Raw genomic sequence first — 13690 nt, 5'->3', positions numbered from 1 at the left:
ACGGAGAGCCTTTTAGCTCCGGGCCGGAACCACCAGCGCCACGATCCCCACGAGCCACCCGCCCATCAGGGCGAAGCCACCGCTCGGGGCGGCCATGGGGAACAACGCCTGGCCCGCGAGGGCGCGGAGGGCGAGGTCGCCGCAGAACAAGCAGAGCCCCACCGCGATCAAGCCGCCGGCAAGGCGCGCGAGCGTCGGCCGGACCAGACCGGCGGCGCCGAGCCCGGTGAGGGCGAGGATCGCGGGCGCGTGGAACAGCAGGAACTGCGCGGCGACCTTCAGCGAATCGGCCCCCGCGATATGAGCCGCCGCCGCGCTCGCCGCCACGCCGAGCAACCCGGCGAGGCAGGCGACGGCGCCAAGGCCGCGTTCGACCGGCGCCAGCCTCATCATACCCCGCGCTCGGCGAGCAGGCGGGCCACCGCAGCGCGCAGGTCGGCCACACCGAGGTCGTCACGGCTCGATGTCAGGATCACCTCGGGGAAGGCGGCCGGACGCTTGGCGAGGGCGGCCTGGATGCCGGCCATCCGCGCCTCCACCTGCGCCTTCTTCAGCGCGTCGCCCTTGGTCAGCACGACCTGATAGCTCACCGCCGCCTTGTCGAGCCCGTCGAGCACGTCCGTATCGATGCTCTTCAGCCCGTGCCGGGCATCGATCAGCACGAAGACCCGGGCGAGGTTGGCGCGCCCCTTGAGGTAGGAGTGGATCAGCTCGGTCCAGGCCTCGACCTTGGCCTTCTCCACCGCGGCGTAGCCGTAGCCCGGCATGTCCACCAGGGACATCCGGTCGGCCACCTTGAAGAAGTTGAGCTGCTGCGTGCGGCCCGGCGTGTGCGACACCCGCGCCAGGGTGTTGCGCCCGGTCAGCGCGTTGATGAGGCTCGACTTGCCGACATTGGAACGCCCGGCGAAGGCGATCTCGATCCCCTCCATCGGCGGCAGCCGGTCGAGGGTTTGCGTGGCGGCGTAGAAGTCGGCGCTGCCCGCGAACAGCAGGCGGCCGGCCTCGACGAGGCCGGCCTTGTCGTCGTCGGTGTCGTCCGTCACGCTCACGTCAGCTCTTGGTCGTCGCCGGCTTGCCAGCCGACTTGGCGCCCCGCCGGAACGTGCCCCGCAGGTTGTCCCACAGCTCCACCTTCACGCCGTTGCGGCGCATGATGACATATTGCTGCAGCACGGACAGGGAGTTGTTCCAGGCCCAGTAGATCACCAACCCGGCCGGGAACGAGCCGAGCATGAAGGTGAAGACGATCGGCATGAAGGTGAAGATCTGCGCCTGGACCGGGTCCGGCGGCGCGGGGTTCATCTTCATCTGCACGAACATCGTGACGCCCATGATCAGCGGCCAGACGCCCAGGTGGACGAAGTCGGGCGCCGGGAAGGGCAGCAGGCCGAACAGGTTGACGATGCTCGTCGGATCGGGCGCGGCGAGGTCGCGGATCCAGCCGAAGAACGGCGCGTGCCGCATCTCGATGGTGATGAACAGGACCTTGTACAGGGCGAAGAAGACCGGGATCTGGATCAGCACGGGCCAGCAGCCCGCCACCGGATTGATCTTCTCCTTCTTGTACAGCTCCATCATCGCCTGTTGCTGCTTGACCTTGTCGTCCTTGAAGCGCTCGCGGATCGAGGTCATCTCCGGCTGGACGGCCTTCATCTTGGCCATCGAGACGTAGGAGCGGTTGGCGATCGGCAGGAACAGCAGCTTCAGGCAGAAGGTCACCACCAGGATCGACACGCCGAAATTGCCGAACAGGTGGTAGATGAAGTCCAGCGCCCGGAACATCGGCTGGGTGATGAACCAGAACCAGCCCCAGTCGATCATCAGGTCGAAGTGCCGGATGCCGAGGTCCTTCTGGTAGGCGTTGATGAGGTTCACTTCCTTGGCGCCCGCGAACAGGCGCTGGGTCGTGGAGGCCGAGGCACCGGCGGCGAGGTTCACCGCCTCGCCCCGGGCGCTCGCTTGGTAGACGTTGGTGGTGCCGTCGGTGCGGTCGGTGAAGGCGCCGGTATAGGGCGCGTTCTGCTCGGGGACGACCGCGGCGGCCCAGTACTTGTCGGTGATGCCGAGGAAGCCACCGGTCACGTTGCTGTAGGCCCGGCCCTTGGTGTTGGCGCCGCCATAGGCGCCCTCCTTGGCCAGCTTGTCGTAGGTGATCTCCTGCAGGCCGTCGTCACCGAGATAGCCGATCATGCCCTCGTGCAGGACGTAGTAGCCCTGGGTGTGCGGCTTACCCCAGCGGGAGACGAGGCTGTAGGGATAGAGCGTGATCGCGTTCGCGCCCTTGTTCTCGACCGAATCACGCACCGAGAACATGTACTTGTCGTCCACGGCGACGACGCGCTTGAAGACGAGGCCTTCGCCGTTGTCCCAGCTGAGGGTCACCGGCATGCCGGGGGCGAGGGTCTTGCCATCCGCGGTCCAGACCGTGTCGCCGTTCGGCAGCTTGCCGGCATTGGCGCCGACCCAGCCGAACTCGGCGTAGTAGGGCGTCTCGGTCCCGGCCGGCGAGAACAGGACGATCTCGGGGCTCTTGGGGTCGATCGTCTCGTGGTAGTTCTTCAGGGCCACGTCGTCGATGCGGCCGCCCTTCAGGTTGATGGAGCCGGACAGCGCCGGCGTCTCGATCTGCACCCGCGGCGCCCGCGCCAGGGCGGCCTCGCGGGAGATCGGGCCGCCCGGGGGCGTCGGCGCGGTGCCCGGTGCCGGGGCGGCCGGGCCGCCCTCCTTCGGCGAGGCCGAGGGCACGCCATCCGGGCTCACGCCCGGGGGTTGCGTCTGGGCCTGGGCCGCCTTGTTCTGGGCTTCGATCTGGCGCTGCTGCTCGAGCCGCGGCCCGGCCACGAAGTACTGCCATCCGAGCAGCACCAGCAGCGACAGGCCGATGGCCACGAACATGTTCGTCTTGTCATTGCCCATCGGGGACACCAACGCACTTGTTCGGGGGAGCGGACGGCGCGGCGACGCGCTTTCCACTTCGGGAGGATGAGGATCGGGATCGGCCGCCGGCCTCGCCCGGGCCCGGCTTGCCGGGGCGGGTCACCGCGGGGATGGCCTGACGGAGGTCGTCCGTGAGCGTCGCGAACGCCGCCGTGAGGGCGGGGCGACGGGCGACGAGGACGATGTCGGCGGTACGGTCCGCGAGGTCGGCGGGCAGGCCGGCGGCGACCTCGGCGACGGCGGCACGGAGCCGGCGCTTGATTCGGTTGCGCTCGGTCGCGTGGCCGACGCGCTTGGTCACGGTGAATCCGAGGCGCAGGCCATCGGCCTCCCCGGCACGCAGGAGACCCTGCGCCGTCATCCGGTCGGTGTGGTAGCGGCGGCCCGCGGCAGCGGCCAGAAAATCGGGCCGCTTCTTGAGCCGTTCGATCGTCGCCATCGACCGTTCGATCCCGGCTTCAAAACCCGCAGAGGGGGCCGCGCCCATGGCGCGGCGGCGGGCGCGACCCGCCGGGCTCAGGCCGACAGGCGCTTGCGCCCGTGGGCGCGGCGACGGGCCAGCACCTTGCGGCCGCCGGCCGTGGCCATCCGGGCGCGGAAGCCGTGGCGACGCTTCCGGACGAGCTTGCTCGGCTGATAGGTTCTCTTCATGACGATTGGCCTTCAAAGGTCGAGGCGCGCTCGCGGGCGGCAATGCCGCTCCCGACCTTCACGCGTCCTGCATGTCTCGCAAACACGAAGGGCGCCCAAGTGGGGCGCCCCGTCGCGGGTGGGCGGCTTATGGCGGATGGGTTGGCACAAGTCAACGTTTTGACGGCCAAAACGCCGCGATCCTCAGTGCCCTTCGAACTCCATGAGAGTCCGCACCTCCACGCCGAGGTCGCGCAGGCGCGCAGCGCCGCCGATCTCCGGCAGGTCGATGACGAAACAGGCCGCCACGACCTCCGCGCCGATCTGCCGGAGCAGGTTGACGGCCGCCATGGCGGTGCCGCCCGTGGCGATCAGGTCGTCCACCAGCAGCACCCGGTCCCCCGGGCCCACCGCATCGACGTGGATCTCGATCTCGTCGGTGCCGTATTCGAGGGCGTAGGCCATGGAGACGGTCTTGTGCGGGAGCTTGCCCTTCTTGCGGATCGGCACGAAGCCGCAGGAGAGCTGGTGGGCGATGGCCCCGCCGAGGATGAAGCCCCGCGCCTCGATTCCCGCCACCTGCTTGATGCCGCCGCCGGCATAGGGGTGGACCAGCGCGTCCACCGCCCGCCGGAACGAACGCGGGTCCGACAGGAGCGTGGTGATGTCGCGGAAGATGATGCCGGGCTTCGGGTAATCGGGAATCGAGCGAATCGATTCCTTGAGCGCGACGTGGCGGCGGGCTTCCATGGGGACGACCTTCCCTGACGAACGGGGGCGCTTAAATCAGATGGGCCGGCCGGAGGCCAGCCGGCCCCCGTGGAGGCGTGTCAGGCTGCGCCCTGCGCCTTCTTGAGGATCGCCAGCAGATCCCGGTGCAGGCTCTCGTTGCCGCACGCCACGGAGCGGGGTCCCAAGGGCTCGGCCGCGCCGTCCGCCGAGGTCACGAAGCCGCCGGCCTCGCGCACCAGGGCGACGCCGCCCGCGAAGTCGTAGGTTTGCAGGTCGCGCTCCCAGTAGGCGTCGAGGCGCCCGCAGGCGACGTAGGCCAAGTCGAGGGCGGCCGAGCCCAGGCGGCGGGTGCCGCCGGAGACGGCCATCACCGCGGAGAGCTCGCGCAGAAGGCGCGGGTGGCTGCCGCGGCCGAGATAGGGCGTGCCGTAGCCCACGAGGGCATCGGCCATGTCGTTGCGGGCGGCGACGCGCAGGCGGCGGTTGTTCAGGTAGGCGCCCTTGCCGCGCTCGGCCACGAAGAGCTCGTCCTTGATCGGATCGAACACCACGCCCGCCACGATCACGCCCTCGCGCTCCAGGCCGATGGAGACCGCGAAATGCGGCACCCCGTGGAGGAAGTTCGAGGTGCCGTCGAGGGGATCGACATGCCACGTGTGGCTCTTGTCGCTGCCCTCGATGATGCCGCCCTCCTCCAGCACCATCCCGTAGCCGGGGCGCGCCTTCAGGAGCGCGTCCCGCACCACCTCCTCGGCCTTGCGGTCGGCGGCGGAGACGAAGTCGCCCGGCCCCTTGCGGGAGACCTGAAGGTTCTCGACCTCACCGAAGTCACGCCGCAGGCTGCGGGCCGCCTTGCGCGCGGCATCGACCATCACGGTCATGAGGGGCGAGGAAATCATAGCGGTACGGGCTCTTGCGTCGCGGGGTCGCGACGGTGGTTACAGGCAGGCGTCGGAAATGACGAGGCCACAGGCGATTTCCCCCGGCCCCGCCGGGGGGAACATCGGTTCCACCCCCACCCGGGATCGGTTCACCACCCGTCCCACCCTCACCTTCATCCCGAGGTGCCCGCCTTGAGCGGGCCTCGAAGGAAGGCTCCAGGGATCGCAGAGCCACCTGGAGGGCTCCTGCGAGGCCGCCGCTGCGCGTCGGCACCTCGGGACGAGGCGTGAGGATGGGATCCCCGATCGGGGATGGTGTCCGCAACCATCCCCCACGGGGAGGGTCGAAGGCAGGCTACTCCGCCGCCTCGACGAACACCGTGCCGGCCCGCGGCAGGCCGAGGGTCGCCCAGGTCTCGCGCAGCGCCTCGGTGAGGCGGGCGATCTGGCCCGAGTCGTGGAACGGTGACGGCGTGATCCGCAGGCGCTCCGTCCCCCGCGGGACGGTGGGGTAGTTGATCGGCTGGATGTAGATCCGATGCCGCTCGAGGAGGTGGTCGGCCGCCGCCTTGCACAGCTCGGCGTCACCCACCATCACCGGGACGATATGGGTCTCGGTCGAGAGGAGCGGCAGCCCGGCCGCGTCCAGGGCGACCTTCGTCGCGGCGACCTGCCGCTGGTGGGCGGCCCGCTCGGTGCCGGAACGCTTCAGGTAGCGCACCGAGGCGGTCGCCGCCGCCGCCACGGCCGGCGGCAGGGCGGTGGTGAAGATGAAGCCCGGGGCGAAGCTGCGCACGGCGTCGCAGATCGCCGCCGAGCCGGTGATGTAGCCGCCGACGCAGCCGAAGCCCTTGGCCAGCGTGCCTTCGATCACGTCGATCCGGTGCATCACGCCGTCGCGCTCGGCGATACCCGCGCCGCGCTCGCCGTAGAGGCCCACCGCGTGGACCTCGTCGAGGTAGGTCATGGCGCCGTAGCGTTCGGCGAGGTCGCAGAACGCCGCGATCGGCGCGACGTCGCCATCCATCGAGTAGACCGACTCGAACGCGATCAGCTTCGGCCGATCACCCGCCGCCTGAAGCAGCTCTTCGAGGTGCCCGGCGTCATTGTGGCGGAAGATCTGCTTCTCGCAGCCCGAATGGCGCACGCCCTCGATCATCGAGTTGTGGTTCAGGGCGTCGGACAGGATCGAACAGTTCGGGATCAGCTTCGCGATCGTCGCGATGCCGGCCTGGTTCGAGACGTAGCCCGAGGTGAAGACGAGGCCCGCCTCCTTCCCGTGCAGGTCGGCGAGTTCGCGCTCCAGATCGACCAGGGGCGAGCTGTTGCCGGCGATGTTCCGGGTGCCCCCGGCGCCGACGCCGCAGCGCGCCGCCGTCTCGGTCATGGCGCCCACGACCTCCGGGTGCAGGCCCATGCCGAGGTAGTCGTTGGAGCACCACACGGTGATCTCGGTGACCGAGCCGTCCGACCGGCGCCACTTCGCCGCCGGGAAGCGGCCTGAGATGCGCTCGATGTCGGCGAAGACGCGATAGCGCCGCTCGCTGTGCAGCTCCTCCAGGGCGCCGCGGAAGTAGCGATCGTACCCGGCACCCGCACGCGCCTCCGCCACGGGGGGGAGCGTCTTGCCGGGATTCCGGAGTGCGGGCATGGAGCGTCCTTCAGGGGGGAGTCGCCGCCGGTGGGCTGCTGGAATGACGCGCGTTGTATACAGCCTCGGCGCCGATCTGGAACCGCTTCAAGTCGAAGGTCCGCCCGTCGTGCCCTGCAATGCTCGCGACGGTGCCAGGGAGTCCGCCGCCGATGTCCGAGGACAAGCCCGATGCCCGCGCCGAGCGCCTGAAGGCGGCGCTCAGGGCCAACCTGCGCCGCCGCAAGGCGCAGGAGCGGGGCCGCGCGGCACCGGAGAACCCCCAGGCCGGGGCGATCGACGCGCGGCCCCCGGCGGGCGACGGTCCCGATTCCGACAAATCCGGTCTATAGCAGCTGCCGGCTAAACCTGGGTGCCCGTGCGCCCGCGACGGAATTCGGCCCCGCCGTCAGCAGGGGCCCAGGACGGACTCGATGGATCGCATCCACATCATCGGCGGCGCGCCGCTCCACGGCGTGATCCCGATCTCGGGCGCCAAGAACGCGGCGCTGCCGCTGATGATCGCCAGCCTGATGACCGGCGAGACGCTCGAACTCATCAACGTGCCCCGGCTCGCCGACATCAACGCCCTGCTGCGCATCCTCGGCAATCACGGGGTCGATCACATGGTGGTCGGCAAGCGGCCGGGGCAGACCTCCGAGACCGGCCAGACCATCCGGCTCACCGCCTCCAACGTCATCGACACCACGGCGCCCTACGACCTCGTCTCGACCATGCGGGCGAGCTTCTGGGTGATCGCGCCGCTGCTGGCCCGGTTCGGCGAGGCGAAGGTCTCCCTCCCCGGCGGCTGCGCCATCGGGACGCGGCCCGTCGACCTGCTGATCATGGCACTGGAGCGCCTCGGCGCGCAGACCGAGATCGACGGCGGCTACATCATCGCCAAGACGAAGAACGGCCTGCGCGGGGGGGAGATCTCCTTCCCCAAGGTCACGGTCGGCGGGACGCATGTGGCGCTGATGGCCGCCGCCCTCGCCTACGGGACGACCTTGATCGAGAACGCCGCCCGCGAGCCGGAGGTGGTCGACCTCGCCGACTGCCTCAACAAGATGGGCGCGCGGATCAAGGGCGCCGGCACGCCCCGCATCGAGATCGAGGGCGTCGCCCGGCTCGGGGGCGCCCGGCACGAGGTGCTGCCGGACCGGATCGAGACCGGCACCTACGCCATGGCCGTGGCGATGGCCGGCGGCGACGTCGTCCTGCAGGACACCCGCGCCGACCTGCTCCACTCCGCCCTCGACGTGCTGGCGACCACCGGCGCCGAGATCAGCCAGGTGCCGGGCGGCATCCGCGTCCGCCGCAACGGCGGCGGCATCGCCGCGGTGGACGTGACCACCGATCCGTTCCCCGGCTTCCCCACGGACCTGCAGGCGCAGTTCATGGCGCTGATGACCCTGGCGAAGGGCCAGTCGCACATCCGCGAGACGATCTTCGAGAACCGGTTCATGCACGTGCAGGAGCTCGCCCGCCTCGGGGCGAAGATCCGGCTCGACGGCGACATGGCGATCGTGGAGGGCGTCGAGCGCCTGCGGGGCGCCCCGGTGATGGCCACCGACCTGCGCGCCTCGGTCTCCCTGGTCATCGCCGGCCTCGCCGCCGAGGGCGAGACGCAGATCAACCGCGTCTACCACCTCGACCGGGGCTTCGAGGCCCTTGAGGCGAAGCTTGGACGCTGCGGCGCGCAGATCGAGCGCGTGCGGGGATAAGGCGGGGGATGCGCTTGTTTCCATGACGGGAACAAGTTATTTTTATTCGATGCGGGTCATCGCTTTCAGTTCACTTCGTGCTTTTGCAGGGAAGTATCCGAAGGCGAGGCCGGCTCTCGAACGCTGGCATCGGTCCGCCAAGTTGATGATCCCTGAGTCCATGTCGGACATCCAGGCGACCTTCCCGAAGGCGAAGGTTCTGAACGGAGACCGGGTCAGGTTCGAGATTGCTGGCGGGCAGTTCCGCCTGATCGTGGCGTTCGACCTCGAGAAGCAGATTGCGTTCGTCAAGTTCCTGGGGACGCACGCCGAATACGACGATGTCGACGCGCTGACGGTCTCGCAATTCTAGGGGCATGCCATGGAGATCAAGCCGATCCGGAACGACGAGGACCACAAGGCTGCGCTGAAGGAGATCGAGCGGCTGTGGGGTGCCTCCCGCGGTACCCCCGAGGGCGACAAGGTGGATGTGCTGGCAACCCTCGTGGAAGCCTACGAGAACGAGCACTACCCGGTCGGCCCGGCCGATCCGGTGGACATGCTGCATTTCGCCATCGAGGACATGGGCCGCTCGCAGGCGGAGCTGGCGCAGCTTCTCGGATCGCGGGCGCGGGCTTCGGAGATCCTGAACCGCAAGCGGTATCTCACGCTGGCGCAGATCCGGGCCATCAGCGAGGCGTGGCACCTGCCGATCGAGGTGCTGGCGGCGCCCTATCGCCTGGACCGGGACGCGGCCTGACCGGGCTGCGGCGGGCAGCCATCGCCGCCCGCCGCCCAGGACGCTCAGCCGCCGATGGCGCCGCGCTTGAAGCCGAAGCCGGGAATTTCGCAGCCGCAGGGGGCGTTGAACGGACCCGGCCGGGTCGGGCAGTTGCCGCGGGCGGTCACGCAGATCCGGCCGAAACGCCGCGGGCCGTAGTCGTAATCGTCGCGGAAACGCCGGGGACGGTCCTCGTAGTAATCCGGCGGCGGGGGCCGGCGCGGCCTGTAGTCGTACTCGTCGCGGTAATATTGCGCGCTCGCCGGCGTCCCCAGCGCCGGGGCGAGCGCGAGGGCGGTCAGCACCGCCAGCGTGATGCGCTTCACCGTCATCGTCCTGCCTTGTCGTCAGGCCGCATTCCGGCGGCCACGGTCGCCCACAACTTAGCGGTGCGATCATGAACGGCGAATGAGGCGGACCGATCCGACCACGGCGGCGTTGCCCGCACAAGCCGGCGCCGCTACTGACGCCATGCCGCCCCGCAAGGGCCTCCCTCACCCGACCGGACCCTCCGATGGAGCTTCTGAAGCTCGCTGCCCTGGACGCCGAGGATCTCACCGTGATCTCGGCCCATCTGCAGGATGCGATCCTGCCGCCGGAGGATCTCAGCTATCTCGCGGGCGAGAAACGCTTCGCCATGGCGCTGCGCCGGTTCGACTGGTCGGCCGGGCCTGACGCGCCGCCCCGGCGGCGGCTGACCGGCCTGCATTTCGAGCGGGTGCTGTCCGTGCGGACCCGCGGCCTGCGGCGGGGCACGGACGCAATGCCCCTCAGCCTTCTGGCCATCACCTTCCTGCCGGGCGACCCACCCTCGGGGCATATCGAGATCCTGTTCTCCGGCGATGCGACGATCCGGATCGAGGTCGAATGCGTCGAGGTCCGGATGAAGGACCTCGGGCCGGTCTGGGAGGCGGGGGCACGGCCGGGCCACGACGACGTGCCCGAGACCGCAGCCTGAGACGGAAAGAGACGATTATGGTCCGTATCGACAGCCGGGACCCGGATTTCGCGGAGTCCTTCGCGCGCCTCCTCACCCTCAAGCGCGAGATCGCCGAGGATGTGGACGACGCCGTGCGCCGCATCATCGCCGACGTGGTGCAGACGGGGGACGACGCCCTGGTGGACTACACCCGCCGCTTCGACCGGCTCGGGGCCGACTTCACGGCGGATGGCCTGCGCATCGGCGCCGACGAGGTCGCCGCCGCCGTCGAGGCCTGTCCCGCCGAGGCCCTCGACGCCCTGCGCCTCGCCGCGGAGCGCATCGAGACCTTCCACCGGGCGCAGAAGCCGGCCGACCACAGGGCCACCGACGCCCTGGGAGTCACCGCCGGATGGCGGTGGACCGCCCTCGAATCGGTCGGCCTCTACGTCCCGGGCGGGACGGCGAGCTACCCCTCCTCGGTGCTGATGAACGCCGTTCCGGCACGGGTGGCCGGGGTGCCGCGCATCGTCATGGTGGTGCCGACCCCGGACGGCATCCTCAACCCCCTGGTGCTCGCCGCGGCGCATTTGGCGGGCGTGGACGAGATCTATCGGGTCGGCGGCGCCCAGGCCGTCGCTGCCCTGGCCTACGGCACCGGGACCATCGCCCCGGTGGCCAAGATCGTCGGCCCCGGCAACGCCTGGGTCGCGGCGGCCAAGCGCCGGGTGTTCGGGCAGGTGGGCATCGACATGATCGCCGGCCCCTCCGAAGTATTGATCCTCGCCGACGGCGAGGCGAACCCCGACTGGGTGGCCGCAGACCTGCTGGCCCAGGCCGAGCACGACACCGCCGCCCAATCCGTGCTGATCACCGACAGCGCCGACCTCGCCGAGGCCGTGGAGGCGGCGGTGGAGCGCGCCCTGACCACCCTCCCCCGCGCCGAGATCGCCCGGGCGAGCTGGCGCGACTACGGCGCCATCGTCCGCGTCCGCGACTTCGAGGAAGCCGTTCCCCTCGTGGACAGGATCGCCCCGGAGCACCTCGAGATCGAGACGAAGGACGCCGAAGCCCTGTCCCTCAAGATCCGCAATGCCGGCGCGATCTTCCTCGGTGCGCACACGCCGGAGGCGATCGGCGACTACGTGGGCGGGCCGAACCATGTCCTGCCCACCGCCCGGTCCGCGCGTTTCTCGTCGGGCCTCGGGGTCCTCGACTTCATGAAACGCACGACGATCCTCGCCTGCACGCCGGAGAGCTTGCGGGCGCTCGGGCCCGCGGCGATAACGCTTGGCCGGTCGGAGGGGCTGGAAGGCCATGCCCGCTCCGTGGCGATCCGGCTGAACCTGTGAGGCGGTGGGGATGTCGGACAAAGAGCGGGGGGCGGACAAGGGCCCCAATCGCCTCGTCTCGGTGACCCTGGACGAAGCGTCCATCGCCCGCGGCAACCCCGACCAGGAGCACGAGCGCGCCATCGCGCTCTACGACATCCTGGAGGGCAACAGCTTCTCGGTTCCCGGCCGCGAGGGGCCGTTCCGGCTTCTCCTCGGCCTCGTGGAGAACAAGCTCTCCTTCGCCATCAGCACGGTGGAGGGCGAGCCGGTGATGACGCATCTCCTGTCCCTGACGCCGTTCCGCCGGGTGATCCGCGATTACGAGATGATCTGCGAGAGCTACTACAACGCCATCCGCACCGCCTCGCCGAGCCAGATCGAGGCGATCGACATGGGCCGGCGCGGCCTCCACAACGAAGCTTCGGAGACCCTCAAGCAGCGGCTCGAAGGCAAGGTCGACCTCGACCACGACACGGCCAGGCGTCTGTTCACCCTGATCTTCGCCCTCCACTGGAAGGGCTGAATCAGTGGCGGCCCCCCGTCCGGCCTGAGCCGCCATGGCCGAGCCGCCACCCGATCCGGCCCCGCGGAAGCGGCGGGTGCAATCCGTGCTGTTCATGTGCAACTACAACGCGGTGCGCTCACCCGCGGCGGAGGCCATCGCCCGGCACTATTTCGGCAAGTCGATCTACGTGCAGTCGGCGGGCGTCCGGCAGGGTGAGCCCATCGACCCGTTCATGGTCGCCGCCCTCGACGAGATCGGCATCGACGCGCACCGCCACCGTCCCCGCACCATCGAGCAGCTGGAGGACTGGGAGGGGCTGAACTTCGACCTGATCATCACCCTGGCGCCCGAGGCCCACCACAAGGCCATCGCGCTCACCCATACGCTCGCGGCCGACGTCGAGTATTGGCCGACCCCCGATCCGACCCTGGTGCAGGACGCCTCCCGCGAGCAGCGGCTGGACGCCTACCGGGACGTGCGGGACGGGCTGGCGGCGAAGATCAAGCAGCGGCTGAAGTCGTAGGCGCCCTCAGCGCAGGACCGAACGCGGTCCGGTGGTCAGTGCGGCCCGCGCCCGCGCCACGAGCTCCGGCCGCGCCTGGGCGATGTCGTCCCCGTCGAGGAGCGGCGAGGCCGAGAGGGCGGAGAGGTAGGCCGTCTCCTCCCCCCTGCAGGCGCGCAGGGCCGCCGCCGCGGCGAGGTCCTGCCCGGTGACGGCCGCCCGGCTCACATAGGCGTGGTCCAGGCAGCTTTTCCACGAGGAATGCGCCGCGGCGGCGTCGCCCGCCAGCGCGGCGGCCGGCGCCAGGAGGGCGGCGGCGGTCAGGGCGAGGGCGGAGAAGCGAAGGACGGCCACGGGTCGATCCTGCCGGTGGAAAGCACCTGTTAGCCTTCACCGGGAGGATAAAGGATCGGTTAACGTGGCCGTCTGGCTTGTCGATAACTCTGCCGTCAGTCCTGCTTCTCGAAGGCGCCGGCGATGGTGAGGTGCAGGTCGTCGCCGATGAGCGGCAGATAGGTCTTCACGCCGAACTCCGAGCGCTTCACCACGCCGGTTGCCTCGAAGCCGACGGTCATCTTCTTGTCGAGGGGGTTCACGCCGGCGCCGACAAGGGTGACGTCGAGGGTCACGGGCTTGGTCACGCCGTGCAGGGTCAGCTCCCCGGTCACCTTCGCATGGTCCTTGCCGGCGGGCGTGACCTTGCTGGAGACGAAGGTCATCTCAGGGTACTTGCCGCCGTCGAGCCACTGGTCGCCCTTCAGCTCGCCCGTGAGCTTGTCGCTCGTGGTCGTCACCGAGGCCACCGGGATCTTGATGGTGAGCTTCGAGGCGGAGGGGTCCTTCGGCTGCAGTTGCAGCGTGCCCGTCACGTCCGAGAAGCCGCCCGCGTAGTTCGAGAAGCCCATATGCGACACGCGCCAGCCGACCTGCGTGTGGTTCGGGTCGACGGCGTAGGTGCCTGCCGGGATCTGGGCCGGATCGCGGGTCGGCGGCGTCTGCGCCTGGGCGGTGGCGACGCCGGCCAGGATCAGGGTAAGGGCAAGGGTGGACTTCACCGGTCTCTCCATCGTGAGGAACCGCCCGCGTAAGCCCCTTCGCCGCCGCCGTTAAGCCTGAGGCAAGCTCGGCCGTGC

At 69.9% G+C, this 13690-nt stretch carries 19 protein-coding genes; 8 read left to right on the top strand and 11 right to left on the bottom strand.

Going from position 1 to position 13690, the window contains the following annotated elements; genetic code table 11:
• Window positions 1–12: 12 nt before the first annotated feature.
• The 8 genes from MKK53_RS22610 to hemA form a co-directional block, all read right to left on the bottom strand.
• The gene (locus MKK53_RS22610; protein ID WP_409564419.1) at window positions 13–390 is read right to left on the bottom strand and encodes a DUF423 domain-containing protein; all 378 of its coding nucleotides are present in this window, start codon (window positions 388–390) and stop codon (window positions 13–15) included.
• Window positions 390–1046 carry a ribosome biogenesis GTP-binding protein YihA/YsxC gene (yihA, locus tag MKK53_RS22605; protein WP_243931014.1) on the bottom strand — a complete coding sequence of 219 codons (657 nt, stop codon included), beginning with the start codon at window positions 1044–1046 and terminating at the stop codon, window positions 390–392. Before yihA ends, MKK53_RS22610 begins: the two co-directional genes overlap by 1 nt.
• A gap of 7 nt (window positions 1047–1053) precedes the next feature.
• Entirely contained in the window at window positions 1054–2919 is a 1866-nt protein-coding gene (gene yidC, locus MKK53_RS22600) for a membrane protein insertase YidC (RefSeq protein WP_243931013.1), read from the bottom strand.
• Window positions 2909–3379: a ribonuclease P protein component gene (rnpA, locus tag MKK53_RS22595; protein ID WP_243931012.1), complete on the bottom strand. Its 471-nt coding sequence runs from the start codon at window positions 3377–3379 to the stop codon at window positions 2909–2911. The genes yidC and rnpA overlap by 11 nt, the downstream gene beginning before the upstream one ends.
• Window positions 3380–3456: 77 nt before the next feature.
• Entirely contained in the window at window positions 3457–3591 is a 135-nt protein-coding gene (gene rpmH / locus MKK53_RS22590; RefSeq protein WP_238205808.1) for a 50S ribosomal protein L34, read from the bottom strand.
• Between the two features lie 183 nt (window positions 3592–3774).
• Window positions 3775–4320, bottom strand: a complete 546-nt coding sequence (locus MKK53_RS22585) for an adenine phosphoribosyltransferase (protein ID WP_243931011.1) — start codon at window positions 4318–4320, stop codon at window positions 3775–3777.
• Window positions 4321–4400: 80 nt separating this feature from the next.
• Window positions 4401–5201, bottom strand: coding sequence for an inositol monophosphatase family protein (locus MKK53_RS22580; RefSeq protein WP_243931010.1), 801 nt, complete (start codon window positions 5199–5201; stop codon window positions 4401–4403).
• Window positions 5202–5538: 337 nt separating this feature from the next.
• On the bottom strand, window positions 5539–6834 hold the full coding sequence (gene hemA / locus MKK53_RS22575; protein WP_243931009.1) for a 5-aminolevulinate synthase: 1296 nt from the start codon (window positions 6832–6834) through the stop codon (window positions 5539–5541).
• Window positions 6835–6986: 152 nt separating this feature from the next.
• Here hemA and MKK53_RS22570 point away from each other — a divergent pair, with 152 nt between their 5' ends.
• The 4 genes from MKK53_RS22570 to MKK53_RS22555 all read left to right on the top strand — a co-directional run bounded on the left by MKK53_RS22570 (window position 6987) and on the right by MKK53_RS22555 (window position 9276).
• Entirely contained in the window at window positions 6987–7166 is a 180-nt protein-coding gene (locus tag MKK53_RS22570; RefSeq protein WP_243931008.1) for a hypothetical protein, read from the top strand.
• Window positions 7167–7247: 81 nt separating this feature from the next.
• A complete protein-coding gene (murA, locus tag MKK53_RS22565) occupies window positions 7248–8537 on the top strand; it encodes a UDP-N-acetylglucosamine 1-carboxyvinyltransferase (RefSeq protein WP_243931007.1) in 1290 nt (429 codons plus the stop codon).
• Between the two features lie 22 nt (window positions 8538–8559).
• Window positions 8560–8889, top strand: a complete 330-nt coding sequence (locus MKK53_RS25495; RefSeq protein WP_313901579.1) for a type II toxin-antitoxin system HigB family toxin — start codon at window positions 8560–8562, stop codon at window positions 8887–8889.
• A 9-nt stretch (window positions 8890–8898) separates the two neighbouring features.
• Window positions 8899–9276: a type II toxin-antitoxin system HigA family antitoxin gene (locus MKK53_RS22555; protein ID WP_243931005.1), complete on the top strand. Its 378-nt coding sequence runs from the start codon at window positions 8899–8901 to the stop codon at window positions 9274–9276.
• A gap of 44 nt (window positions 9277–9320) precedes the next feature.
• Here MKK53_RS22555 and MKK53_RS22550 read toward each other — a convergent pair whose 3' ends face one another.
• On the bottom strand, window positions 9321–9623 hold the full coding sequence (locus MKK53_RS22550) for a hypothetical protein (RefSeq protein WP_409564398.1): 303 nt from the start codon (window positions 9621–9623) through the stop codon (window positions 9321–9323).
• Window positions 9624–9811: 188 nt separating this feature from the next.
• Between MKK53_RS22550 and MKK53_RS22545 the strand changes: the two genes are divergently transcribed.
• From MKK53_RS22545 to MKK53_RS22530, 4 genes are read left to right on the top strand one after another with little or no spacing between them, the layout of a single operon-like run.
• Entirely contained in the window at window positions 9812–10255 is a 444-nt protein-coding gene (locus tag MKK53_RS22545) for a DUF2948 family protein (protein ID WP_243931003.1), read from the top strand.
• A gap of 17 nt (window positions 10256–10272) precedes the next feature.
• The gene (hisD, locus tag MKK53_RS22540) at window positions 10273–11568 is read left to right on the top strand and encodes a histidinol dehydrogenase (RefSeq protein WP_243931002.1); all 1296 of its coding nucleotides are present in this window, start codon (window positions 10273–10275) and stop codon (window positions 11566–11568) included.
• 10 nt (window positions 11569–11578) lie between these two features.
• The gene (locus MKK53_RS22535; protein ID WP_243931001.1) at window positions 11579–12073 is read left to right on the top strand and encodes a UPF0262 family protein; all 495 of its coding nucleotides are present in this window, start codon (window positions 11579–11581) and stop codon (window positions 12071–12073) included.
• A 34-nt stretch (window positions 12074–12107) separates the two neighbouring features.
• Window positions 12108–12578 (top strand): low molecular weight phosphatase family protein, encoded by a 471-nt coding sequence (locus MKK53_RS22530; protein WP_243931000.1) that lies wholly within the window; start codon window positions 12108–12110, stop codon window positions 12576–12578.
• A gap of 6 nt (window positions 12579–12584) precedes the next feature.
• Here the strand turns inward: MKK53_RS22530 and MKK53_RS22525 are convergent, their stop codons facing one another.
• Both MKK53_RS22525 and MKK53_RS22520 read right to left on the bottom strand, forming a co-directional pair.
• Window positions 12585–12911, bottom strand: a complete 327-nt coding sequence (locus tag MKK53_RS22525; RefSeq protein ID WP_243930999.1) for a hypothetical protein — start codon at window positions 12909–12911, stop codon at window positions 12585–12587.
• Window positions 12912–13006: 95 nt separating this feature from the next.
• Window positions 13007–13624 (bottom strand): YceI family protein, encoded by a 618-nt coding sequence (locus MKK53_RS22520; protein WP_279599216.1) that lies wholly within the window; start codon window positions 13622–13624, stop codon window positions 13007–13009.
• Window positions 13625–13690 lie beyond the last annotated feature (66 nt).

Origin of the sequence: Methylobacterium sp. J-076 (assembly GCF_022829405.1) — a bacterium.
GTDB lineage: Bacteria > Pseudomonadota > Alphaproteobacteria > Rhizobiales > Beijerinckiaceae > Methylobacterium.
The sequence above is the reverse complement of the archived record's forward strand: the minus strand, read 5'-3'. Positions and strand labels throughout refer to the sequence as shown.